Here is a 24,354-nt window from a genome sequence, read left to right as displayed (position 1 = left end):
CGCTCCTACCAGCCGAGGAGCGATGCCAGTTCATCGCTCGTGACGTAGCGGCCCTTTGCGCTGTCGCCCGACGATCGCATTACCTGGCGATACAAGATATGAAGGGCCCGCCAGTCCTCCTCGGTCCCGCCCAACGACTGCAGCGCGATCCTGTCAAGCTTGTCCGTGGTCGGGCGAACGTTGTTCCAGCGCACGTTGAAGTACCACTGCTTATTGAGACTGACGTAGGCAACAGTGCGAGCCGCTTCTTCCACGTCCGCCACTGCGTCTACCCAGCCGTCGCTGCCACGCGCGGCGAGCGCGAGCGCCCGCGGTGCGGTCGTCTCGCGAGCGTAGACATCGAAGTCGTCGCTGATCGCGGTCCACCACAGGTAGGTCAGGCGCCCGCCGAGCGTTGCGATGACGTCCGACACCTGTTCATCGCCGCCTAGGGGCACGACGCGAAGGCGACGGTCCACCGACTCCAGAACGTTGCCGTCTGAATCCAGTACTGGCGCCGGCCCAAGGAGAACGGGGAACCAGTACGAAGCGGTCGGGCGGAGGTAGACCACGTCATCGGATCGCCGTGGGGTCGGCACCGCGAGGTCACGAAGCCGTTCAAGCACGCTGGTGGCGACACCGCCACGCACCGGCCAATCGGCACCGTCTCGCGTGCTCGCCGCGTATTCGATCGTGGGGAACAGCCAGCTACGCTGACGGGCGGTGTGAATGTGGTGGCGCGTGACGTAGCGACCCTCGCCCGGTCCGAGCACCACGATGGTGTTCCTGACACGCACGCCCCGGAAAAGCGCCGCCGGGATCTTGCCGTAAGTGCTCCACCACTCCGCACCGCCCCGCTCGCTGATGACGTCTCGAAGCGGCGCAAAGGCATCCCAAACAGTCAATGAGGCCATCACGATGAAGGCGTGGCGACCGTCCGGGTGCGTGAGCGAAAGGCTGCGTTCGTAGCACGGCGCATAGAGATCGGCGCAGGTCGAAGTCTTGTAGCCGGCGACAGAGTACCCCTCGATCTCGCTTCGCTTGACGTACGGCGGATTGCCGACGACAACATCGAATCCGCCACGCCGGATGATCTCCGGGAACTCGCAGAACCAATGGAACGGCCTCGCCGATTCCACCCAGTCGTCGAAGTCGGCGTCGGGGATACCCGCGACCTGAGCGTACGTTCGGTCACAGTCCGGCCGAAGCAGTTCCTCGTTCTCGCGGAGGGCGGACTTGAGCGCCTCCTGCTCTGGCGAGTCCGACTGAACCGCATGGCGGAACCGGTTGTAGAGATCGACGTGCTCGTCGATGCGCGAGTCGAACCCCTGGAGGTAGGCCTCCGCGACGAGGTCGTTCCCGACGCGGTGAACGTCCGCGGCGTCCTTCAACCCGACTACGAGATTGCCGGCCTTCAGATTGAAGTCAAGGTCCGGCAGCGGCTTGAAGTCGTCGTACGAGTCAACGCAGGCGGCGAGGGCGAGGAAGATACGGAGTTTGGCCGTCTCGATTGCCCCAGGCATCAGGTCGGTGCCGTAGAGGTTCGTGATCGCGATGTGCTTCCGGATGAAGTAACGCTTGCCACTCGGACGCGCGGCCTGGCTTGCGTAGTCGCCGAGCTGCGAGGCGACTCCGGTCGCGGCCGCAATGTCGACAATGTGGGCGTAGATATCCTCGAGCACTTCCAGCGCGGCGAAGAGGAAAGCGCCCGAACCGCAGGTCGGGTCGAAGACGGACAGCTCCGACAATCGGCGGAACAATCGCACTACCGACAGGGGGTTGCTGATCCGATCGATGGCGTCTGTGAGGAGCAGCTGCCCATTCAGGTTGTACGTAACGAGGTCGTTGACACTGCGCAGGCCGCCTTCCGCCGCGCGGCTCCGGATCAGCTCGACGCGATCGCGCCGGTGGAGCGTCTCAACCCACGTCTCCCCCGGCAGGTTCAGATCGCTCGACTCGGGGGCAGCGTCCAGCCTCGACCATTCGCTGGGGCCGGCCGCCCAGGCGTCCTCGAGTTCAGACGGGATGGGCAGCCACATGCCCACGTCGGCATCCCAGCCCTTGAGCATTGTCGGCTGGAGATACCGATCCGGGTCCGCTCGGAGCAGGGAGAAAGCGTCCTCGATCGCTTCGAAGTCGTCGAAGATGCGCGGGATCAGCGCCTGCGACACCATGTAGGCCGTGACGTCGTGCGGCGTGTAGTAGGCGCCGTTTTCCTTCTTGCCCGAGGACGCGAGGTTGATGAACTGCTCGAAAATGTAGCCGATCACCTCAGGGTTGATTTCGTCCGAGTTCTGCGTCGGGCGGGTGTCCAGATGCCAACTGAAGGCGCCGAAGAACTCAAAGATCTTCTCGAACGCTGTGTCCGGCACGAGCAGCGTGTCGGAGTGTTCGACTTCGATGTCAGTCCGCCCGAAGATGCCGCCGTTGACGTATGGGATATGGCCGAGGATGCGTCGGATGTCGGGGTCGGCGACGTGGCCGTCCCGATCGTTCAACTTGTCAAAGAACAACGGCAGCAGGGCATCCCGGTAGAAGGAGTAGTAGCGGTCGTTGCCCTTGATGTCGCGCACGGCCCGGAGCGTGTTCTCGAGGTAGTTGACGTCCCCGTTGAGGAACTCCTTCTTCTGCAAGAAGTAAAGGAACATCAGCCGGTTGAGCAGCGTCGTCGAGTAGTCGAACCGTCGATTGCTGGGAAGGCCCTCAATGGCGTTCGCCAGCGCGACCTGCTCCTTCGCGAAGCGGTCATAGAATCGCTTCGTCACGGCGCTGACGTCGAAGTTGCCCTGGACGCGGTCACGCACGTCGACGAGCGTTATGCCCTTCTTGAGTTCGTTGATGGTGAACTCAAGCCCCGTCAGCCGCTGGGCGAGAAAGGTCGGGAGCGTTCGCGGCAGCGTCTCAACGGTTTCGTAGGTTGTAGTTCCCGCGTTCGTCCGGCGCGGCCAGTGCCAAGTCCACGACCCTGCGGACTCGAATATTTCAAGACGCTCCGGAGAGAGTTCTGCTAGCTGGTGATCGATCCGGCGCATCGAACTCCGCGACGGCTTTTCGTCGCAGGCAACCGAGTAGACGCGGAACTCCTTGAGCGTCGCGACGATCGATGCCGCGAACACCTCGCCGTCCACGTTTATGGCCGTCGTAGGGCTCGCGCCCCCGGGGTTCTCCCATCCCAGTTCATCAACGAAGACCGATCGTAGCCCGCCCCGTTCGAAGGCGTTTAGGATCGCCCGCACACGCGTTACCTCAGGCAAGTAATTCCACCCCATCTGCCGACGTCAACGGATTGAAGCCCACCGACGTCACGAGTTGCACCCGGTCGACACCAAGGTCGCGGACATCCACCAATAGATGGTCCTCATGCAGCGCGAGCAGGCGTTCGAGCTGTCCACCATCCTCTCCGAGCACACGGACGGAACGCAGAATCGCGTTCACCTCGCTCTTGGCGCTCTCTCGAAGGGGGTTGGACGTGACGGCTTCGACCAACTGTCCGATCTGAGCGTGCGTCAGCGCGGGCAGGTCGATCCGACCGCTCTGCTTCATTAGGAAGTCATAGAGACGTTTTCGAAGCCCATGATTGAGCAGCACGGTGTTCTGGCGCACATGCTTGATCATGGCACTGGCGGCGCGCTCGACGTGCTCGAGATGCGTGCCCAGCACCGCGGCCGGCGCTTCGCCCGGCTCGCTTTCGGAGGCGGCCAGCGCCTCCATCGGGGTAAGGAATACCACGTCGAGCGCGGTCGAGCGCACGAGCAAATCGGTGCCGGCGTCGGTAATACCGTAGGTCACGACGCTGACGTCGCGCCCGGCGTCCGAGTGCTTGGTCGAATACACGACCTTCTGAAGATCGAGGGCGATCCTCCGGTCACGGTCGTTGGCGCTTTCCCAGATGCGCAGTGCGTAGCTCGACGAGTCCACTTCGCCTTCGTCTTCGCCGAGATCGGCGGTGCCGTCGAATAGCCCCGCCAGGTCGGTCGTAAAGTCGTCGTCATCGAAGAAACGCTCGCCGCCGCCGAGGATCTGTTCGGAGTTCTTGAGCCGCTGCAACAGTCGAGCCCGCAGCTGAATCACCCCCTCCACCCCCGCCTGGGGTAGGAACGACATGACCCGGATGGTATCCGCCTGCTGCCCGACGCGGTCGACGCGGCCGGCGCGCTGGATGACCTTGATGATGGTCCACGGCAGATCCCAGTTGACGACGATTCCAGCGTCCTGCAGGTTCTGACCCTCGCTGAGCACGTCTGTGGTAAGGAGGACATCAAGCTCGGACTCCCCCTCGGGCAGCCCGCCGAGGTGCGCGTTGGCCAGAGGCGCAAAGCGGCGTGCCAGCCGGACGGGATCGCCGGATGCGCCGCTCGCCGCTGCGAAGCGGCGCTGCGTCCATCGCGGCAAGTGCTCGGCGAGATAATCCACCGTGTCCTTGTACTCGCTAAACACCAGAACCTTCTCGCCCATTGGGAGGGCATCAATCAGGCGGCCGAGTGCATCCAACTTGGTGTCGTTCTCTGGCTCCCACACGCCGTAGTCGTCAAGAAGCCCCTGCAGCGTGCGCGAATCTTCGCGCAGGTCATTCAGCAGCCTGGACGACTCGAACAAGGAGGGTCGCGCCCACCGAATGCCCCTCGGCTGTTTCTGGGCGACCCGCTCGTACGCTCCGCGGGCATAGGCAAGCCACTGATCCGCCGTCCAACCAACTCCCCACGACGGTGAGGCTGAATCGTCGACGCCGTCCGCCTCATCCGCATCACCGTCGTAGTCGTCCAGCTCGAAGTACTGCTCCGAGAAGTTGCCGAGCGGCACGGCCAAATCGCTGGTGATGGCGTAGTCGAGCACAGCGTTGCGCGCGATCATTCGCTTGATCGTCAGGATAAAAGCGTGTGCCGAAGAGGTAAGCCGCTTGAGCGCCGTCGTGCGGATGAATCCCGCGGCAGCCGAGATCGCGGTGCGCAGATCCTCAATCAGTTCCGCCTCATCCTTGTCGCGGGCAATGATCGCGTCATCGAGATAAAGGCCGAGCTGATACCGCGCGTAGGTCAAGCCGGTAACGGCCTGGAAGGTCTCGTCAGTGGCGAGCCGGTCATTGGGGTCAGCCGGGCCGCCCGGATATTTGAGGGGCTCTGGGATGCGCTTAGGGAAGCGGAACCGAGTGCCGTCGGGGAAAGCTAGCGTCGTCTCCCCGGAGACAGGATCCGTCGAGCCGTAGGTGGTTTCAAGGAACTTACGGGTGCGGCGAACGAGAAACTCGCTCAGAAGCCGCTGCCAGTCCTCGTTGTGCTCCGAATGCTCGAATGCAGCCAGCGTGTCGAGCCGACCGCCAGTCTTACGGGCGACATCAACGGCGCCGATTTCGCTGATGAGGTGCTCGGGGCGCACGCCGAGTGGCTCGTCGGACTGCAGCTTGAGCCCGAGTTGGCCGCCGATGTCGCTGTGCCGCGCGTTGAACATTGTCGCGGTCAGGAGGACGACCTTGCAGTCGTTCTCGTCGATGTAACTGCGGATCGCGTTCCACGCCTTGCGCTGGCGGTTCCGGAGGTTGTGCGATTCATCGATCAGCACCAGTCGAAAGCGCCTAAGCTCCGGGAGCTCGCGGCGAACCATACTCAGGCTGATCACCCGACCGGGGATGTGAAAGCGGTCCAGGTGCTCTTGCCACATCTTCGTCAGGTTCTTCGGAGCAATCACCAGGACGCTCTCTCCAACCGTGGCTGCGATAGCTGTGCCGGTCAGTGTCTTGCCGAGCCCAACGACATCGCCAATGACGGCGATACCCTTTCGCTCAATCAGGCGGGTCGCAACCCGCACCGCACTCTCCTGATGCGGGAGCAGCACCTTGCGCACTTCGGTGGGGATATCGAGGGTGAGGCCGGCGCGGGCGTCGCGTGACAATTCGTATGCCAGGCGGAGGTAGACGTGGTACGGGCTCGGCTGCTCTTCCCGAACCCAGGACTCTTCGAGGACGTTGATGAGGTCGTCAGTGACATCGATGGAGAACGGGTCGTCCCAGCGCGCGTCGAACCAGTCAGCGAGTTCCGCCGTCAGCTGCTGGTCGGTCTCCTCGAGGCTCAGTTCGCCATGCTTGCTCATGCCGGCGGAGGTGAAGTTGGAGGAACCGACCACCGCCTGCCTGAACCCGTTCGGACCGGACGGAATGTGGGCGACATAGAGCTTGGCGTGGAGCGGCTCACGTGCCGCAAACTTCACCTGAAGCAGGCCATCCTGCAGGTCCATTCGCAGCTGCCGCAGGCCAGCCTCGTCCGTCTTCGTCGGCACGCCCCACACAAGCTGCTGAGCGAATCCAAGGACTGCCTGTTCAGAGCGCCGCACTGCCGCGGGCCGGTCAACTGCCGGTGCTCCACCTTCGAGTGCTTGGCGCAGCGCCTCGTCCGCTGACATTGCCATGCCAACGAGCAACCTAACCGGCGGACGGCTGCCGTCGCCCGGCTGCATCTGACCGATCGCGTCTCGCAGGAGACGCCAGCCACGGAGGTTGAAGTACCCGACGCACGCGTCGAAGGCCACGGAGTGCGGCAGTACATCATTGAGCGCGACCGACAGCGTCACGACGCCGTTATCGACGATCCTGCTCAAGGCAACCTCCCGCACACCACTCTGTCAGATTTCAACTCGGCGCTCGGGAGCCCAGTCATGTCGGCGTGCCCAATCGGAGCAGCCGATTTCGTCGAGCGCAGCGACCGGATCGCCCGATGAACAGAGGCCGCCGCGCACCTGGTCCACACGCCTGCCGGCCGTGCAACTTGGGCGCACCGCCGGCCGCGCGCGATGCCTCGCGGGTGCGCGAGCTGATCCAGCCACCCTGGCCTCGGCGAGCGCCGCCATGATCGTGAAGAATAGTTTGGCATTGAGTGCGCGCGGAAGCCTTCCTCAAGGGGTCGGTGACGACGTCGGTTCCTGCTGTGCCGCGATGTGCGCCGTTCGGCAAGCGGACAGCACCGACGAGATCGGCGTGCTCGGCGAACCGTTTGCGCACTCGGGAGTCCTTGCCGTCCATGGTCCACCTCGAGGTGAGGACCGCAATCAAGCCACCTGGCTTGGTCATCTGCAGGGACTTCGCGATGAAGTGGTTGTGCATGGTGAACCGGTCCGGGTTGTAGACCGGTCGTGCAGGCGCGTGTCGGCGAACGGCACGTTGCCGATGACCGCGTCGAACCCGTCCGCGTCGGGCCCGTGCGGGTCGAGTTTCGTGTCCGCAAACGATTCGGTTCTCACTTGTGCGGTGGGGTGCAGGTGGCGGCTGATCGCCGCCGAGGTCGGGTCGAGTTCGATTCCGACCATTCGTAGCCGCTCGGGGGCGCGGCCGAGGAAGTTGCCCGACCCGCTGCCCGGCTCGAGCACGGTCCCGCTCATGAGCCCGAGCCCCGTCAAGGTGTCCCATATCGGGCGGGTGATCGCGGGGTCGGTGTAGTGCGCGTTAATCGTCGTGCGCGCCGCCGCGTGCCACTCGTCATTGGTCCACAGCTCGCGCAGTTCCGCGCGCTCGTCGGTGAACCGGCGGGACCGCTCGTTGAACAGCTCCGGGACCGCCCCCCATCCCGGCCAGGCCTGGAGAGTCGCCGCCTCGTCGTTGGTCGCTGGCCGTTGCTCTCGTTCGAGCAGCTTGAGGACCCGGACGGCGTCGATGCCGCGCCGCACACGCTCGGCCGCACTCGAACGGTACGCCAGCGCGCTGCCCTGCCGGCCCTGGCCTCCACGCTCAGCGCGCCCAGGCCGGCCACGCTCCGGCGCGTGCGAACCGTCGACCGCAGTGGCGGCGGGTTCGTCTGCGCGCAGGTTCACCCGGGCGGATGTCGCGAGCGGCGATTCACGGCCGCCGAGGTCGAACAGCGCGGATGGCACCGGCTTCGCCGCTGGGGGGAGCGACGCAGCCGGTGCCGGTTCGGGGAGGTCGTCGAGGTTCCAAATGTCGAACGCGAGCTGGTTGGGGTCTTCACGGTTTCGACGGGCCACGAATCCCTAATGCGGCGCGGCCGCGCACCGAACCGGTCAGAGCCGGAGCACCTCTTTGAGGTGTTCGATGTGGTCGTCGATGACGTCCGCGGATTCCTCTACCGCGGCGGCGAGGTGCGCTGTGACGAGCAGTCCCGGCGATTTGCGCGCTTGCTCACGGGTGAGGGCTGCGAGCACCGGGTCGGCGCGGGCGATTCTGCGGATCGCGACGAACCACCCGACCGTGAGGTCGGGGATGGTGCGCGCGACGGCGAGGACATCGGCGTGCGCCCACATCAGTGTGGCCGGCATGTCGCCCTCTCCAACCGGAATCGACGCGACCACGGCTCGGTGTAGTTGACCGTGCGCCCGCAGTGCGGCCGCGAGCTCTGAGAGTCCTTCCTGCTCGACGGCGCCGCGGTATCGCTCGACCGCGGCGGCTTGGGCGAGCCAGACAGCCGCGAGGCGGCCCGAACTGATCTTGTTCCGGCCGACGATCTCGCAGGTCGCGGCGAGCTGTTCGAGCGTTGAGGTCACCACTCGCCTGACTCACGGAGGTGCCGCTCGGCGGTGGTGATCAGCTCGCGGGTCTGTTCGAACTGCCACACCGGGTCGGCGTCGTTCGCGTTCTCGGCGCGCCTGATTCCGGGGATGTACCAGCTGAGCTGGCTGATCATGTCGCAACGGTGCTGGATGCGGACGTACTTGTGCGCCTCGGGCTCTTCCCGCCGGAAAGATAGCTCCATCGCTTCGACACGTGCTTCCTGGGCGAGACCGTGCAGCTCGTCGAACCCGCTGGAGTCCCCTTCGACCGGCGGCTTCATCAGCTCGCCGAGGTCGAATGCCGGGGCGCTCATCATGAGGCAGTCGACCACGTAGGTCTTCATCGCCTCGCACACGAACACCATCTGCCGGTCGTGGTCCGGACCCCACCAGTCCGGGTTCTCGTAGTCCCAGTCCTCCTCGGCGATGCCGCACGGTTCACCGTCTTCCTCCCACGTCGGGATGGGACGACGCACAGCGGACGTCTGCAGGTGCGTGATCACCTGCCACACCCGGATGAGTTTCGCCTCGATGCCCGAGTCGATGATGAACGGGTCCATCCGGGCGCTCCTCTGCAGAATCAAGCTCATGCCGCCGCGCCATCCGGTTCGACGTCGGCGATCTGCTCACCGCATCGGATGCAGTACTTGCCCGGCTTCGTGGCCGCATGGATCGACGGCGAGTCACACCCGACAGTACTCACTTCGTCTTTCTGCGTGTCGGCGCGAGAGGCCTCGAGCCCACGCTGAGCGAACTCGAGTTCCTGGTATTCGTCGCGTGCGGACTTCTCGCCCGATTCGGCCTGCCATCCGATCGGGTAGAGCTGGCTCTGACCCACGACGGCCAGCGTTCTCGGCGACGGGTCGACGAGGATCTCGTCGGGGATCTCGACCTCGAAGCGGCCGCTGGTCTTGAAGACCTCCAGTTCCTGCTCGGTGAGGATGTTGCTCACCAGGAAGGGTCGCTTGCCGATCTTCCACAGGCCCATGCCCCTTGGAAGGGCCGAAACCTCGCTGATCTCGCGATCGGTAAGTCCGAGGCCTTCTTTCGTCGCCTCGAGCACGTCGGCTTCCTGCCGGTAGACGACGCGGATCTCGGCGTCTGTCAGCAGGCCCTGCGCGATCGCTCGTGCGGCCGAGCCTTGGTCGCCGACCATGTCGAGGTCAGTGATGCGGTGCATGACGAGCAGGTTGCAGAGGCCGTACTGTCGGGCGAGCTTCCACTGCTCGCTCATGCGCAGCAGCATGAGCTCGTCGCGCAGCATCCGCCACCCTTCGTCGTAGACGAGGATGCGACGCCCGCCATTCGGGTCCATGACGGCCGCTTCGACCCAGGCCGCGACGACCGTCATCGCGACCGAGAGCAGCGTCCCGGATGCGCCCATGAAGCCCGAGGTGTCCATGACGACCATCGGAGCGTCGGCGTCGAACTCGACGGTGGACTCGCCGTCGAACACGCCGGCGAGGTCGCCCTCGACGAGTCGGCGCATTCCGTGCGCTACGTCCGAATCGGCGGCCGGCGCTCCGCTGCGACCGTGCTCGGGGTCGACGAGCCACCGGTAGACGTCACGGATGGTGACTTCGCCTCTCCGAGCACGGTCGTCGACGGCACGGTCGAGGGCGATGTCGAGCTGGGTGTGCTCGGCCGGCTTGAGGTCGCGGCCGATCAGCGACGGGATGATCGACGACAGGAGCAGTCGCCGGCGGGACTTCACCAGCCGTGCCCATGCGGCGTCGCTCAGTCGAGAGTCGCGGGGACCCTCATCGAGCGGGTTCAGCCGCTGATCGCCCGACGGCGAAAGCGTGATCACCTTTCCGCCCATCGCCTCGGCGACGGGAGCCCACTCGCCCTTCGGATCTGACGCGACGGTGACCTTCACACCCATGGTCGCCATCCGGCACGCGAACGACTTCGCGCCTGCCGACTTGCCGGTGCCGACCGTGCCGATCCATACCATCGACGTGCCGGTGACGTACTCGGCGTTGTAGAGTTCGTAGGGATCGAACACGAAGTCGCCGCCGCCGCTGATGTCGGCGAGCTTGCCCATCCAGACGCCTCGCGTGCCGAGGCCTTCTTCGGTCAGGAAGGGGTAGGCGTACGAGGTGACGAGCGAACTCGCACGATGCGGACGCGGGGTCACGTGCGCCGGACCCCACCACGCCTTCGGGCTGCGATCGCCCCACGCCTTCGCCTTCGGCTCCGCGCTCGGTGCCGGCTGTCGTTTTGGCGGCGCAGCCGCGGCGAGTCGCTCGCGCATCTCGATCTCGCGCGCCTTCCGGGCGGCGCGGGTCTCACGCTCAGGGATGACGCTCCCGACGAATGCTCTGCTCTTCATGCCGTTCACCACACCTTCACCCCGCGCGTCTTCGCCGGTGCGAGCGCAAATGGCAGGCCGGACGAGTTGAACGCGGCAAGCTGCTGTCCGAACATCGGCCGGGCCTCCATGCCCTTGCCCTCGACGGCGGTGCGCAGCTCGCTCGAGTACGCGTCGAGATCCTCGAGTGTGGTCGCGGTCACGGTGATGAGGCCGATGTACTCGAGGTCACCGAAGCCCTGCGTGAGTTCCTCCTCACGCTCGTCGATGGCTTGCCGCTCGCGTCTTTCGAACGCGTTGTCCTCGCGGTAGTTGCCGCGCTTCTGGCGCAGTTCCCGGTTCGAGTCGATCGCCCCGCGTTCACGCTTGATGCGGGACATTGACTGCTTGAGCTTGATCGGGGTGAGGTACAGCGACATCGTGTGCTGGAACGGAAGCGTGTTCACCGCGTTGAGGAAGTCGGGCAGAGTCGGGATACGCGGCCACTCGGTGATCTCGAATGTTCGGTGGAACACTTCATCGACTTGGATGTGGTCCCAGCGCTCCTCGCCGGCCATCGGCCCGGCTGTCGAGGGTGCAACGCCCGCACGATCGGCGGCGCGGTCGTCGATCAGGTCGCCGGTGGTCGGGTCATAGGCGATGCGCGTCACCGCCGACAGCTGCCGGGCGCCAAGCCAGTGCCGGACGGTCACTGAGCAATCCGTCAGCGCGCTCCGTACTGTCGCGACCTCGCGGGCCATCACGGAGATCAGGCCGGCCGTTCCGCCACCTTGTGCACGGACCTCTTTGCCGATCCTCGACTTTTCGAGGACAACGGCGACGTACTGTCGGTGCGTGGTGGTGGTCGCGACCCCGGCGTGGAGCAGGGTCTCGTACTGTTCGCGCGCCCAGTCCGACACCAGGTCGGAGACGCGGCGCTCGTAATAGTCGCGGAGTTGCTTCGGTTGCGCGACTCGGGACGTGTTCAGCACCTGCACCCGTGCCAAACCGACGTGGTTGACGAGGCCGGACTGCAGTTGCGCCCACGCCGCCACCCGACCTTCCTGGTCGCTGTCGTCGAGAAGACCGTAGCCGGGCGACGTCACCTCGATCACGGCCGTCGCGGTTCCGGATGCCGCGTCCTCCATGATCGCGCCACCGCCCGTCGCCTCGAGAAGGCGAAGGCTGCTTAGCGCACCGGGCAGCTGCAGTCTCCCGGCGCCCGAGAGGGGCACGCCGGCGGGGCGCCGGTAGCTCGTCTGTCCGAGGCTCTTCCTCATGGTGAACATCGCTCTCTGGAGAAGGGTGGATAGGAGCGGGTAGCCGTACTGGTCGGACCAGAGCCCAGCGACGATCAGCGCCGCCGACGGGACAAACGCAAGCGTCAGGCCCTGGATCGGGTCGGGTCCCGTGAACATGCTGAGGATGGCGAGACCGGCGCCGACGCCGGCAACGATGAGCTGCGCCGGGTCGAAGGTCCCGACCACCCCGGTGCGACGACGCCCGGGGAACGCGAGGCGGGGCACACCCGCGGATGCTTCCTTGGTCATGGTCTGCCTCGTTTCGTCGAATTACTGTCTGGGGACGGGTCGCGGTTGGTGGCTCGGCGGCGGCGAAGGCTTTGGGGCCGCACGGGTCGACGGGCCCGGCCCCGAGCTCGGGTTCGGCCTCGAGCCGGAGTTCGACGATGAGGTGTGCTTCGGCTTGTTCGGCACGGGACGAGACTGCTTGCCGTCCAACCTCGCGCCGCTGGGGCGGTTCGGCACCGGCTTCGGGCTGCGATGACCAGAGCCACCGCCGCCGCGTGCCACCCCGACGAGCGACCGCGCGCCTCGACCTGCCTTCTGCGCACCTTGCTTGAGGTTGCCCTCGCCCGCAGCGCGTGCGTAGGCCTCAGTGATCTCAGTGCCGAGGAAGCCGAAGAACTTCATGGCGATCACCGGCGCGAACGCGGCGACGAGCAGCCCCACGAACGCCGCGATGAACATGACCAGGTTCATGCTCGCCGAGACGGAGACCATCTTGGCCGAGAGCGACAGGATGATCGCGGCGAGCGGTTTCGCCGCAACGAGCGAGATGAAGATCTTCACCCACAGTCCGATCATGTTCTTCGACGCCTTCTCGGCGGGAAGGAACATGAGCGCGAGCGGCGCGAGGGCGATCATCGCAACGACCGCCCACCGGCGGAACGCGAGCATCATCATGAGCGCGAGTGCCGCGCCCGCCATCAGCAGCCAGAGGATCAGCGGGATGCCGAGCGGGTTGCCGCCCGCGGCGCTGAACACCATCCACACCGGAGGCTCGTACTCGCCGCCGCCGGTCGATTGCCACTCGTCACCGACCTTGCGGAGCCCGACACCCTCCATGAGGGTCGTGCCGAGCCCGCCCGGCCCCGACTCGAACGCGTCGAGCAGGGCGATCGTGGTCTCGTCGAAGCCACGCACCATCTCGGGGCCGTACCAGAAGACGATCCGGGTGCCGGCGACCATCGCGACGCCGCCGACCAACGCACGCAGCACACCTTCCGCACGCCCCTTTGAGGCTGAGCGCATGACCTGCCAGATCATGGCGGCGATCGTCAACGGCACCGCGAGATACAGCACCAGGTTGCCGACGCTCGTGGCTGCCTCCAGGTCGGCGTCGGTCGGTCGCCCGTCGGTCGTTCGCGAGTCGATCGTGAAGATGCCGTTGAGGATGTCTCCCACAAACGCCGCAAGGCCGAGGATCCCGGCACGAAGCATGTCGAGGAAGCCGTCACCGATCCAATCGCCGAGCCAGCCCATGTCTCAGCCCCCTAATCAGCTGATCGGGTTCTGGCCGGACGCCCACTTGATGATGGCGGGCGCCGCACCGATGAGAACCGCGCCCAGGACGGAGAGGAACACCATCCACTTGCCCGCGGTCTGCTGTCTCGAGTTGTCACTCCCCGACCCGGCGACCCAGGTGAAGATGCCCGCGATGAGCAGCGCGACCATCGCAACGACCCCGAGCGTCTGGAAGTTGCCGACCTGCTGACCGATCCAGGTGAAGATCGGCCACGAGTTCGAGGGACTCACACCCGGGTCGATCTCGCCCGGGGTGACGAGGGTCTTCGTGTCCATGTGAATCGTTGGCCCTTTCCGAGCCGCCTGTCGGCTCGGCACATTGATTCACATGCCCGCGCACTCCAGTCAATCAGTACAGCCGCACGTCCCGCTCGCGGAGAACTTCGTGAAGCATCTCGGGCAGGTGCCGTACTCGCGTGCCAGGCTTCGACGGGCGCCCGCGTCGCGCCCTGGCGCGCCCGTCGGGTGGCCGATTCGCCAGAGGCCTTTCCGAGTGATGCTTGGCCCCCGGGGCGTTTCGTCGCCCGCGGCGCGGATGACTTCCTCCTCGGAGACGAATCCGTTCGTCCCGCCGTAGTAGATCCGCAGGTCGGGACCGCCGTCGGCACGGACCGCTCTAATGTAGCCAGTCGTCTCATAGAATCCCTCGATCCCAACGACCGAGGTGAACCGCTTGATATGGGCGTGGTTCTCAAGTGGGTAGCGCTTGTCGCGCAGAGCCTCGCCGAGCGATGCGTACCGACGCAGTGCCGTGTCACCCGAGGCGTTCACCGGATTTCCTTCCAGCGTTTCGCCTGCTCCTCGGTGATGCCGACGTACAGCTGGTCGCGCACCTTGAGGTGCCGGCCAGCGATAGTCACGAGGGGCCACATCGGTTCGCCGATGTAGGGCTCCCGATCCCACAGCGGCACGTCCGGGTAGTGCCTCTTGAGGTGAGGCCCGATCTTGCGGCACGCGTCGCGCCACTCGTTGACCGGAATTCCAGTCTTCGCGGACACCTCCTCAGTGGAGAACGTCTCCCCCGGATGCTCGGCGCACAGGTTCATGACCTTCGTCCAGCGCTGCGTCGTGAGCGTCGAGCCCTCAGCGAGGCGAGCAAGCGCGGAAGCGGGCCACGGCCGATGCTCACCGAACGCGGCACGCAGTACCGTGTCCACCGCCATTTCGTCCCCGCGCAACTCCTCCGTCGACGGGGAGACCGCCTCCCCCCGCTGTCGCTGGCGGTACTCGACCATGTGCTTCAGCTCCGCATAGTCTTCCTGCGGCACAGGGAGTAGTACCCATTCCGTCGCCATGATGCCCCTCCAAACCTCCTCATAAAGCCCCCTGTTTACAGTGACTCACTGTAAAGCCGTTGGCTCAATTTTGTCTAGTGGGGCACACCATGAGATCGAGGGCCTCACCCGGTCAGGTCGGAGGAGCGCGTCGTCATTCACGCCGCGCGAGTGCAGACCTCGGGTCCGCAGAGACCGACCCCGAACGCCCGCGTGAACTCTTCGGGATCAACCCAGCCGCCCGCCCCGGGGTCAGGCACGAGCGCGAGGACGCGCGGATCCGTCGCGCCCTCCGGGTTCACGCGAACGTCGAGGTGACAGCCGGTCGACGGCGGCTGTGTGCCGACCGCAGAGATCTGCTGTCCAGCTGCGACCCGGTCGCCGGGGCGCACGAGGTGATCGGCCGGTGCCGTGTGCAGGTAGCCGATCTGCCCGGCACCAGGCGTCTCGATGAGGATCGTGAGTGAGTCGGCGGACACGACGCGGCCGCTCATCATCGCGTACACCGGTGTCCCGCAGTCGGCTGCGAGGTCGACGCCGCGATGGAATGGATTCGTTCCCATGCCGAGGTTGCGCCATCCGTAGCCATCCGTGAGGGTGTAGCCGGCCGCCAGCGGCAGCACGAGCTCGCCCGAAGCGATGCATCCGCCGGTGTTCTGTGCGGCATCTGCCGCCGACCCGGTCATGCCCGTCCATCCCACCTCAGCCGGGATCGACACCGGCCCAACGTGCGCCCACAGCGTATCGATCGTCGCCGCTGCGGTGCTCTCCCACTTCGCGTACGCGTCGGGGAAGCCGGAGATCTGCACCTTCTGTGCCGCGATCGTCACCGGCAGTTGCTGCCATCCCGCCACCTGTGCGAGTGCCTGATAGAACCGGCCCGCCGCGTACGCCGGGTCCATGATCTGCTCCGGCGTGCCCCATCCCATCGACGGGCGCTGCTGGAAGAGGCCGAGCGAGTCGCGGTCGCCGTGGTCGATGTTGCGAAGCCCGGACTCCTGCAGCGCCGTGGCGATCGCCACCAGCGCTGCGCGGCGCGCGGTCGCCTCGTCCGGGAAGAGTGCCTTCGCCGCTCCGATGAGGATTCCCGCGTTCTGCGTCTGCTCAGCGTCGAGCTCAGCGACCGGGCTGTCGACCACCTGCGGTGGCGCGCAGGATGCCGCCTCCGCACCGCTTGCGAGGAGCGTCACGACCACCGCGATCGGACCGATGATCGCGACCGCGAGCACGACGAGCAGCACACCGGCAGCCCGGAACATGAACTTCACGAGCTACTCCGACGCCCAACCGTGGAAGTCGAACAGCTGAAGCCCGGTCATGTCCCACCCGGACGCCGTGCTCGGCCAATTCTCGTGGGCGCATGGGGCGGTGAGAACGACCGTGACCGTCTCCACCGCGGATTCGGGCTCGATGCCGTCACCGGCTCGGGTGATGGTCACCGCGTAGTCGAGCTGCATCAGCGAATGCTTCGGGGCGGTCGTCACCACCTGATTGATGCGTACCTCGCTGCGGACACCGTTCTGCGCCCATCCGGCCCACGTGGATTCGCTGATGCCGATGGACTTGAACCGGTCTTCGATCAGCCCGGTGTCGCCCTTGCCATTCATCCCGTCACCGCCGTAGTAGCCGTACAGGCGGTTCCACTCGCGGTCCAGCGGCGCCGCCCACTGGTCGAAGGTTGCCGTCGACGTGTCCCAGGTGAATAGGTACGCAATGATGTCGTTTCCCATCGCGCGGGCCTCAGGGATCTGCGAAGCAGTGCACTCAGCGACGGGAACGTCGTCGTACGCGGGGGTCGTGAGCGCGTCGAGCGGAACCTCGGCCGGCCAGGGCGTGAGCCCCGTGTGCTTGTCCGGCTCGGCCTCTGGATCCTCAGGCTCGACCCAGCCGTCGATGTTCGCGGGGATCCCGGGTCCTCCGACGTCGACTTGCCCGTTGTCCATGATGACCGGTGCCCCGCCCGGCTTCTGAGTCTCGACGGATGCGTCGGGGAACAGCTCTTCGGATGGCTCAGCTGGCGTGGTCGTAGTCGGCGGTGTCGCTTGCGGAGCGAGTGCGACGTTCATCGCGACGATCGACCCGACCACCAGCAGCGTGAGCGCGACGGTCGTGAAGATTGCGAACCGGCCGCGGCCGGTCGCCCACAGCTCTCGAATCGTCCCGGTGAACGACGCCCACATGTCGGCCATTCCCCTACTCCTCATCCGTCATCTGCTGAAGTAGCTCGTCGAACTCACGCTCGACCGCGGTCGCGGCTGAGCTGTGCGGCACGACCCACATCGGGAGCGCTTTCGTGAGGTGCTCGTTGGGCTTGCAGCCGGCCTCCAGGGTCCAGGCGCGCATCCTCGCCGTCCACATCCCGAGCTGGTAGTGGAAGTCGAGAGCCGCGCCCGGGGACTGCTGCTCAATGAATTGCTGCTCGTTGCGGTACTGCATGAGCGAAAGCAGCTCCTGCACCATCTCCTCGTGCCGGAACCAGCACGGCGGCACGATCTCGCCCGGCAGTCGGTACGAGCGCACCAGCCGCTGAGTGAAGGACCACACACGGTTCAGCTGGGCGCGCCGCTCGGGCTGGCCGAGCTTCCACCAGTCGATCGGCGGGTTGAGCCCGCCGCTCTCGCCATCCGGCGCGACTGGGTCGGGCTCGGTCATGCCGTAGTCCTCAGGTGTCAGTTCATCGTCGTACACGCCTCACCGATCCCTCATTGCGCGCAGCAGACGCGCGGATGCGTCACACGGTGGAGTGCGGTCAGGCTGCGTTCTCGCGTTCGAGGTAGGCGGCGAGGTAGCGCTGCCCAGTGCGCGTCGACTTCCCGCCGAGCCAGTCTGCGACCTCGCGGCCCGACGGCGTCGCGCCCCTCTCGAGCGACTCGCGGATACGCGCGTCAACGCTCCACGACCCCGTCGATGCGTGCGACACCGGTGCGGGCGTCCCGGGCCCTGCCTGTCGCGTCGTCGCCGTCTCACGCGACGCGGCGTGCGCGACACTATCGTCGTCCCCCTTCTCGGTTGTCGCGACATCGACGGACTGCGACGCCTGGCCTGTCGCAGTCGTGACGCTCGTGCTCGCGGTGTCGCGACGGCTAGTGTCGCGGCGCGACGACTTCACGGTCGCGTCGTGACGTGCAGGATCGCTGGTCGCGGATGCCGCGGCGATCCGCTCGCGCTCCTTCATGTCGGGGACGAGCTTCATCACCAAGTGCGTGATTGCCACGAGCGCGGCCGGCGGCGTCGCTGCGAGCATGATCGCGACGCCGAGTGTTGTCGCGGTCAGGTCGGCAGCGCCGAGCGCGTGCGTCGCGTTCGCGAAGACCGAAATGCCCGACAACGCGAAGAAGGTCACGTGGGCGAGCCAGCGCCCGTTGATGCCAAGGGTGCGGAATTGGGCTGCGGCGACCATGCAGGCGACAGTGCCGACGTCGATGAGAATCGGGAACAGCTCGGGCAGCGGCATTCCGTTCACGCGGGCGACATCGATGAGCGTGGCGTAGCTGATCGCCATCGCGGAGGCGCCCACCACGACGAGCGGCAGTACGAGCGACAGGACTCCGCCCCAGGTTCGCCTGACGTTCTTCGCACTCATCGCCGCACCCCTTCAGTCGCGGTAGCGCGTCCCGCGAGAGCCACGTCACGGTCATCGCGCCAGTTCGGTCGATCGATCCCGCACCGGGCGCAGCACTCGTCGAACTCGCCGATCCATCGATGCCCTGCGGCAGTGCACTCAGCGACGGTCGGTGGCCTCCGCGCCTCGCGCTGCGGCTGCGCGCTTGAATTCGTCGCCACGAATCCAAGCCCATCGACGGCGTCGGTGCGGACCCAGCGCCACGGCTCGGCGGCGAGTGACGAGGCAACATACGCGACAGGGTTCCCGACGCGACGGGGTGCGGCGCCGAGGACGTCATCAACAGCGCGGGGAAGGTCGATGAGCTCCACGGCGACGTTCGGGTGGCTCCGGTTCAGGCGGTCGACGAGCTCACGCAGGTCGAGGCGAGCGTCCAGGCGGGCGAGCCGGTCTGCGGTTCCCTGGTCGAACCATGCTCCGCCGGTGTCTTCGTCCGGCGGCGCAGCCGCCGCCTCGACGTCGCGCCCGTCTGTGGTCACCTTCAGAACCGACGACGAAGAGTGTTGTTTCACTTGGTCTTGTTTAAGCGGCGGATGACCCGGCGCTGGGTGTTCCGCCAAGGCTTCTGCCCAGTGATCGCGCGGGATCTCCTCGTACTCCGCAGCTGCGCTCTCGAGCGGCGAAGGCCAAGGCGGCTTTTCCGCCGAGGCTTCGGACTGCGAGGCTTCGACGCTCTCGGCGGGCCTCGGCGGGTTATCCGCCAAGGCCGGAGGCTTCATCCTTTCGCCGCCCGACTCGACCGGCCGGCGGTCGACGAGGGCTCGGAGCTCCGCGGGCGGCTCGGGGTCGCAGACGATGAGTTCGGTCCACTTCTGACCGCCTATCGGCGCGCCGTTCTCGTCGACCTCGCCGGGCGCGTAGCGGTGCACGACGACCTCGAGGTAGCCGGCTGCTTGGAGTTTCCGGCGTGCGGCGAGGTAGGCGTCCTTACCGAGGCCGAGGTCGCGCATCACCTTCGACTGGGTTACTCGGAAGTCCGCCCGGTGCGAGAGCAGATAGAAGAAGATTGACGCCGGGTTCCCGACGATCCGCTTGTCCTGCACCCACCAGTTCCGCACTTGCAGGAAGTCGCGTTCGAATGCGAGCTCGGGGCGTACGAACTCGGTTTCCCGCCTCATGCTGGTGCCGTCTCTGCGTCGTGTGGGATGTCCCAGGCACGATGTCGGAGCCGAACGGCGCCCTCGACCACCTCGAGATAGCCGAATCCGACCGCGAGCCTAAGCGCATCGTCGATGACGCTGCGGTCCCATGTGCGGAGTACGGCGTCGAGGTGCTCGAGCTGCACTCGGTCGGTGCCCGGTGCCCGGCGCTCAGCGAACCAGCGAACAAGACGAATCGCCTCCTCATTCAGGCGCTGGTCGGCCTCCCATGGTGCGGGCATGACTCCCGTCGCAGCATCCGGGATCATGACGCGGCCCTTTGCCCGCCCCGCTGCACACCCGCTCGAGCCAAAGTGGCGCGCATGTTCATCAACGCCAGACGATGCGGTCGAGACGCATGGGGATCAAAGCTGTCATCGAGCAGGAACGCGCGGAGCAGGCTCGTGACGTGCATGTTCGGCCGGCCTCCCCACGTGACCCGAGCAAGCGCGCCGACTTCATCAGGTGCGAAACCCATCCGCCCGAACTCAGGGGCACGACGGGCATCCGAGTGACCGTGGCCCTGGTGCGTCGGCGGGTTCTCCGCGAACCACGTCACCGCCGCCCGGTAGGGCCGGTCAGCCACGTCGTCGACGTAAGCCTCGACGGTCTCCGTCGTCTTGTCGATGACGACCGGTAGCGGAGTGAGCCCATGCGCGGGGTCTAGGCCGGCGTCAGCGGCTGAGCCCGCGACTCCAGGCAGGTCCACCATGGCGTCCAGCTCGCCGACACGATGGCCGGCCTGCCCGATCGCCCACATACTGGCGCACTTCGCGAGGTAGGCCCACGGGTCTCGCGAGCCTTGAATGCCCGACACAAGGACCTTGCCAGTTTCAGGGTCCGCGAGTCGCACGAGGACGGTGTTCGTGACTTCATCCCGCTCGAGCGCGTATCCCAGCTTCGACCGGACCGAGCGAGCGATCTGCCCCGCGAGGTACCGATCGACTTGGGCGACGAGCTCCCCACAACTCGACGTTGCCCAGAAGGCGCCGCCCGACGACGCCGCGGCGATCACCGTGGCCTTCAGCCGATTCCCCGACCAACGCTGCATCTCAGCTCCCCCTTGGCCGCTCGCACGCCTCGCGACGCCTGCGCGCGTCACGGCCCCACTCCATCGTCCGCTGCAACACCACTGCGAGACCCCGCCACCCGCCCTCGGACAGCACCCCTGCGACCTCGGCCGCGGGGTGCTCCTCCAGCAGCCGTTCGAACGCGGAGAACCCTCGTGTGAGACGTGCCTCGACCTCGATCGACGGGTCAGGCCTCGGCACGGCCGGCTGCTCAACGAGCGCCCGAACCCGCTTGTACTCGCCGTCGACCTTGCCGAGCGTGTTCGCCCGATCACGCGCCCGCGCGGCCTCCTCCCGCACCGGCGCCGGAAGCGACTCATCTTCCGACCAGTCCGCGAGCTGCTCGAACTTCTCCATAGTCCGCCCCGACACACCCAAGTAGTGGTTGAGCAGATCGCGCGACTTCCCCGATGCCGGGCGAGACTCGACCTCGACCGCGGGTCCTGCAGCGAGAATCGCCGGCGTCACCACGGGTGCGACGACGTGTCGCTCAGTAGAAGGTGGAAAGTTTCCACCTTCTACTGAGCGCCCCCACATCTGCGAAGCCCGGGCGGTGCCGTTGGCCTGCTGGCGCTCCTTGGCGCGGGCTGTGAGGATCGGGTCGAGCACGTCGCGCTTGAACGCAAGCTGTTCCTCGAGCGTGAGGTCCTGACGTGCGTCGTTCTCTTCCCACTCCATCAACCTGCGAACCTCAGGGTCGTCGGCGGACTCGAACTCGCGCGCCTCGATGCGCTCCCACCCGAGCTTCTTCGCCGCCGCGAGCCGCGTGGTACCGAAGATCAGCACGTTGTGAGGCGTCACCCCGATCGGCATCAGCAGACCCACGTCCGTGAACGAGCGAGCGATCCGCTCGACCACGACCGGGTCGGGCTCCCGCCGCGACCGATCATGTGGCAAGACAATGCTGTCGACCTTGACCCAGATCACCGGGTTCACATCGTCGAGCGCCGCCCGTCGCGCCATCGCCATGCTCACGCGAGCACCCCCCCGACTGCGACAGCGCTGGCCGCGATCAGCAGGCCGCTTACGACAGCCAGGAACCAGTCCTTGTCGAAGATCGAGCGGAACATGACGACCAAGAACGCCGTCGCCAGCCCTCCGAACAGGATGAACAAGACCGCGCCCCACTCACGCGTCAGCTCCTCCATGCCGATCATGCCGCCACCTCCCCCACCTCAAGCGACGCAACAACATCGCGAGCGACGTCCCACGCAACCCACGCGCACGTGATCGACGCGCACTCTGACGCCGACGTCGCGAACGATGCGCCTGGACAGCACAGCCCATGCGTGGTCTCCCGCACTCGCGCCGCGATCGCCTGGAGCCGCGCCACCTCCGACGCCGTGAAGGGCGCCCCCGTGGCGCGGCCGAAAACCTGGCTGATACCCTCGAACATGGCCTGATTCCTCCTATGCCTAGCCCGTGAATTGGAATCCCGACCCCCCGCTGCAACGGGGGGTCCCTTCTTATGCGGACGCACGTCCAGTCGTCCGCTCGGTGTGGGGCGTCTCGCTGAGCGCCGAGCGTGGGATCCGCCACTGGGACCCGACGCGGACCGCACGCATCTCCCCTGTCCTGATCAATCGCCGGATGGTCGCCCCAGTGACGCGATAGATCGCGGCCACCTCGTCCGGCGTCAGGTAGCTCTCTTCCGTGACCATGTACGCACGGTATCATGATGTACGTGTTTTATGTATCTTTCACGGATCTACAGTGAAACTGCGTGCCTTGCGTGCTTCTCTGTGCGATCATGTGGAAATGGCTGAAGCAATGAGCATCCCGGAGTACAGCGCCACCGAGCTGGTCGCGCTTCGGGTGAACCACCTGCTCTTCTTGAACCGGATGTCACAGCGGGAGCTGGCCATGCGCCTCGGCACAAAGCCGACGACGGTGAACAGCAAGATGAACCGCTCGAACCGCTGGAACCTCGACGAGATCCTTCACCTGGCCGAGATCTTCGGTGTCAGCACTGACTACCTGCTCGGACGCGCCCCGATCGAGTCGGCGGTCCCGGTGAACACGAAACGCCCGGCCTCCGAAGAGACCGGGCGTTCCGATTTGGTTGCGGGGGCAGGATTTGAACCTACGACCTCTGGGTTATGAGCCCAGCGAGCTACCGAGCTGCTCCACCCCGCGGCACAAGAGATAACACTAGCATGCGGGTCATCCGTCGTCCAATCGAGCCCGGCTCAGACGAGCATGGCGATGATGACGAGCACGGGCAACGCCACCAGCACGATCACGTTGCGCCAGTACCGGATCTCGGTGAAGACGATGACGAAGCCGAGCACGACGAGGACGATGCTCGTGAACGCCACGAGGGTGCGACCGACCTCGGGGAAGCCGAGGTTCACGGCCAGCACGCCGGCGAGCACCCCGAGTCCCCACAGCATGTTGACGTACCCGCTGTAGACGGCCCACGGCCGTACCGCCTCCTGGTCCCCCGGCTGGATGTAGAGGAACCTGAAGAGCCGCGGGCTGCGGAAGAAGAACGCCGTGATGATCCCGACCACGATCAGGGCGATCCCTTCGACGACCGCGAGCACCTGCGCGACCACGCCCATAGGGCTCAGTGTGCTCGCGCGATCCCGGCGTCACAATACCCCAGATCGGGCCGTGGAAAGCACTCTCGGCCCGGATGCCGCAGCACCCCGCCGACGGCGCGAGCCCAGTGCTGCCGGGCCGTCGCGACGACCGCCCGATGCGGGTGCCGAAGCATCCCGCCGACGGCGCGAGCCCAGCGCTGCCGGGCCGTCGCGACGACCGCCCGATGCGGGTGCCGAAGCATCCCGTCGACGGCGCGAGCTCAGCGCTGCCGGGCCGTCGCGACGACCTCGTACGAGAGCGGGAGCCACCGCTCGGACGGCCAGCCGAACATGCCGTCGCCGACCGGCACCGTGACCGGGAAGATCTGCCACGGCACCTGGTAGTGCTCGTCGAACGCGTCGATCGAGAGTCCCGCGTCGCGCAGGGCCCCGAGCACCTCGGCGAGCGGATGCATCCACTCCCACGTACGGGCGTTCGAGATCGCCACGTCGCGGTCCGCGTAGTCGCTCGCGTCCTCGAGCACGTCGGGCTCGGGATTCGAGTACGGGAACTGGAACACGGGCAGGCCGCCGGGGCCGCCGTCGCCATCGAAGACGAACGCCGAGGGGTGCCCGTCGGCGAAGTAGAGGCGTCCGCCGGGCTTCAGGAACCAGGCGATGATGCGCGCCCACTCCGCGACGTCGGGCAGCCAGCCGATCGTGCCCCACGTCGTGAAGACGAGGTCGAACGACTCGGGCTCGGGCAGCAGGTGCCGCGCGTCGTAGAGGTTCGCCTCGACGAACCGGGCTCGATCGTCGACGCCGAGCTCGGCCGCCATGCGCCGCGCCTCCTCGACCGCCGGCCGCGAGAAGTCGAGGCCGACCACGCTCGCGCCGCGGTTCGCGAGCGAGAGCGTGTCCGAGCCGAAGTGGCACTGCAGGTGCAGCACGCGCACGTCGCGCATGCCGTTCGGGAACAGGCGGTCGACGCCCGCCCGCGCGATCGGGTCGAGCACGCCGTCGCCCCGGCGCAGGGGCGACCGATCGTAGAACTCGGACGCGACGTGCACGGGCACGCGCTCGTCCCAGTTGGCGCGGTTGTCGTCGAGCCAGTCACCGCCGCGGAGGTCGACGTCCACG

At 66.4% G+C, this 24,354-nt stretch carries 24 protein-coding genes and 1 tRNA gene; 1 reads left to right on the top strand and 24 read right to left on the bottom strand.

Features of this window, described 5'->3' with window-relative positions; all coding sequences use genetic code 11:
* Positions 1-5 precede the first annotated feature (5 nt).
* The 21 genes from FYC51_RS14550 to FYC51_RS19900 form a co-directional block, all read right to left on the bottom strand.
* On the bottom strand, positions 6-3,107 hold the full coding sequence (locus FYC51_RS14550; protein ID WP_148734525.1) for an Eco57I restriction-modification methylase domain-containing protein: 3,102 nt from the start codon (positions 3,105-3,107) through the stop codon (positions 6-8).
* Positions 3,108-3,225: 118 nt separating this feature from the next.
* Positions 3,226-6,567 carry a helicase-related protein gene (locus FYC51_RS14545; RefSeq protein WP_148734524.1) on the bottom strand — a complete coding sequence of 1,114 codons (3,342 nt, stop codon included), beginning with the start codon at positions 6,565-6,567 and terminating at the stop codon, positions 3,226-3,228.
* A gap of 465 nt (positions 6,568-7,032) precedes the next feature.
* Entirely contained in the window at positions 7,033-7,944 is a 912-nt protein-coding gene (locus FYC51_RS14540; RefSeq protein ID WP_148734523.1) for a class I SAM-dependent methyltransferase, read from the bottom strand.
* A 36-nt stretch (positions 7,945-7,980) separates the two neighbouring features.
* Positions 7,981-8,460: a hypothetical protein gene (locus FYC51_RS14535; RefSeq protein WP_148734522.1), complete on the bottom strand. Its 480-nt coding sequence runs from the start codon at positions 8,458-8,460 to the stop codon at positions 7,981-7,983.
* Entirely contained in the window at positions 8,457-9,026 is a 570-nt protein-coding gene (locus tag FYC51_RS14530) for a hypothetical protein (RefSeq protein WP_148734521.1), read from the bottom strand. The genes FYC51_RS14535 and FYC51_RS14530 overlap by 4 nt, the downstream gene beginning before the upstream one ends.
* A 26-nt stretch (positions 9,027-9,052) precedes the next feature.
* Positions 9,053-10,801: an ATP-binding protein gene (locus FYC51_RS14525; protein ID WP_148734520.1), complete on the bottom strand. Its 1,749-nt coding sequence runs from the start codon at positions 10,799-10,801 to the stop codon at positions 9,053-9,055.
* A 5-nt stretch (positions 10,802-10,806) separates the two neighbouring features.
* Complete coding sequence (locus FYC51_RS14520) at positions 10,807-12,309, bottom strand: SCO6880 family protein (RefSeq protein WP_148734519.1); 1,503 nt, start codon at positions 12,307-12,309, stop codon at positions 10,807-10,809.
* A 21-nt stretch (positions 12,310-12,330) separates the two neighbouring features.
* Positions 12,331-13,542, bottom strand: a complete 1,212-nt coding sequence (locus tag FYC51_RS14515) for a TrbL/VirB6 family protein (protein ID WP_148734518.1) — start codon at positions 13,540-13,542, stop codon at positions 12,331-12,333.
* 15 nt (positions 13,543-13,557) lie between these two features.
* Positions 13,558-13,860 (bottom strand): hypothetical protein, encoded by a 303-nt coding sequence (locus FYC51_RS14510; protein ID WP_148734517.1) that lies wholly within the window; start codon positions 13,858-13,860, stop codon positions 13,558-13,560.
* 69 nt (positions 13,861-13,929) lie between these two features.
* Positions 13,930-14,355, bottom strand: a complete 426-nt coding sequence (locus FYC51_RS14505; protein WP_148734516.1) for a hypothetical protein — start codon at positions 14,353-14,355, stop codon at positions 13,930-13,932.
* The gene (locus FYC51_RS14500) at positions 14,352-14,879 is read right to left on the bottom strand and encodes a hypothetical protein (protein WP_148734515.1); all 528 of its coding nucleotides are present in this window, start codon (positions 14,877-14,879) and stop codon (positions 14,352-14,354) included. Before FYC51_RS14500 ends, FYC51_RS14505 begins: the two co-directional genes overlap by 4 nt.
* Before the next feature lie 137 nt (positions 14,880-15,016).
* A complete protein-coding gene (locus FYC51_RS14495) occupies positions 15,017-16,117 on the bottom strand; it encodes a M23 family metallopeptidase (RefSeq protein ID WP_238476472.1) in 1,101 nt (366 codons plus the stop codon).
* A 12-nt stretch (positions 16,118-16,129) separates the two neighbouring features.
* The gene (locus FYC51_RS14490) at positions 16,130-17,047 is read right to left on the bottom strand and encodes a hypothetical protein (RefSeq protein ID WP_148734513.1); all 918 of its coding nucleotides are present in this window, start codon (positions 17,045-17,047) and stop codon (positions 16,130-16,132) included.
* Between the two features lie 4 nt (positions 17,048-17,051).
* A complete protein-coding gene (locus tag FYC51_RS14485) occupies positions 17,052-17,510 on the bottom strand; it encodes a hypothetical protein (RefSeq protein ID WP_148734512.1) in 459 nt (152 codons plus the stop codon).
* Positions 17,511-17,607: 97 nt separating this feature from the next.
* Positions 17,608-18,441: a hypothetical protein gene (locus FYC51_RS14480; protein WP_148734511.1), complete on the bottom strand. Its 834-nt coding sequence runs from the start codon at positions 18,439-18,441 to the stop codon at positions 17,608-17,610.
* Positions 18,438-19,598, bottom strand: a complete 1,161-nt coding sequence (locus FYC51_RS14475) for a hypothetical protein (protein ID WP_148734510.1) — start codon at positions 19,596-19,598, stop codon at positions 18,438-18,440. Before FYC51_RS14475 ends, FYC51_RS14480 begins: the two co-directional genes overlap by 4 nt.
* Positions 19,595-19,888, bottom strand: a complete 294-nt coding sequence (locus FYC51_RS14470) for a hypothetical protein (RefSeq protein WP_148734509.1) — start codon at positions 19,886-19,888, stop codon at positions 19,595-19,597. Before FYC51_RS14470 ends, FYC51_RS14475 begins: the two co-directional genes overlap by 4 nt.
* Complete coding sequence (locus FYC51_RS14465; RefSeq protein ID WP_148734508.1) at positions 19,885-20,670, bottom strand: hypothetical protein; 786 nt, start codon at positions 20,668-20,670, stop codon at positions 19,885-19,887. The genes FYC51_RS14470 and FYC51_RS14465 overlap by 4 nt, the downstream gene beginning before the upstream one ends.
* 1 nt (position 20,671) lies before the next feature.
* Positions 20,672-21,664, bottom strand: coding sequence for a ParB N-terminal domain-containing protein (locus tag FYC51_RS14460; RefSeq protein WP_148734507.1), 993 nt, complete (start codon positions 21,662-21,664; stop codon positions 20,672-20,674).
* Positions 21,661-21,846 (bottom strand): hypothetical protein, encoded by a 186-nt coding sequence (locus tag FYC51_RS14455; protein ID WP_148734506.1) that lies wholly within the window; start codon positions 21,844-21,846, stop codon positions 21,661-21,663. The genes FYC51_RS14460 and FYC51_RS14455 overlap by 4 nt, the downstream gene beginning before the upstream one ends.
* 309 nt (positions 21,847-22,155) lie before the next feature.
* Positions 22,156-22,350 (bottom strand): helix-turn-helix domain-containing protein, encoded by a 195-nt coding sequence (locus FYC51_RS19900; RefSeq protein WP_148734505.1) that lies wholly within the window; start codon positions 22,348-22,350, stop codon positions 22,156-22,158.
* Here FYC51_RS19900 and FYC51_RS19895 point away from each other — a divergent pair.
* Positions 22,349-22,792: a helix-turn-helix domain-containing protein gene (locus FYC51_RS19895; protein ID WP_148735335.1), complete on the top strand. Its 444-nt coding sequence runs from the start codon at positions 22,349-22,351 to the stop codon at positions 22,790-22,792. The genes FYC51_RS19900 and FYC51_RS19895 overlap by 2 nt on opposite strands.
* Here the strand turns inward: FYC51_RS19895 and FYC51_RS14440 are convergent.
* The 3 genes from FYC51_RS14440 to FYC51_RS14430 form a co-directional block, all read right to left on the bottom strand.
* Positions 22,749-22,825 (bottom strand) — tRNA-Met (locus FYC51_RS14440). The two genes, FYC51_RS19895 and FYC51_RS14440, sit on opposite strands and share 44 nt — an antisense overlap.
* Before the next feature lie 53 nt (positions 22,826-22,878).
* Positions 22,879-23,253: a DUF1304 family protein gene (locus FYC51_RS14435; RefSeq protein WP_148734504.1), complete on the bottom strand. Its 375-nt coding sequence runs from the start codon at positions 23,251-23,253 to the stop codon at positions 22,879-22,881.
* 242 nt (positions 23,254-23,495) lie between these two features.
* A complete protein-coding gene (locus FYC51_RS14430) occupies positions 23,496-24,353 on the bottom strand; it encodes a class I SAM-dependent methyltransferase (protein ID WP_148734503.1) in 858 nt (285 codons plus the stop codon).
* Between the last annotated feature and the right edge of the window lies 1 nt (position 24,354).

It is taken from the genome of Agromyces mariniharenae (genome assembly GCF_008122505.1).
Taxonomy (GTDB): domain Bacteria; phylum Actinomycetota; class Actinomycetes; order Actinomycetales; family Microbacteriaceae; genus Agromyces; species Agromyces mariniharenae.
The sequence above is the reverse complement of the archived record's forward strand: the minus strand, read 5'-3'. Positions and strand labels throughout refer to the sequence as shown.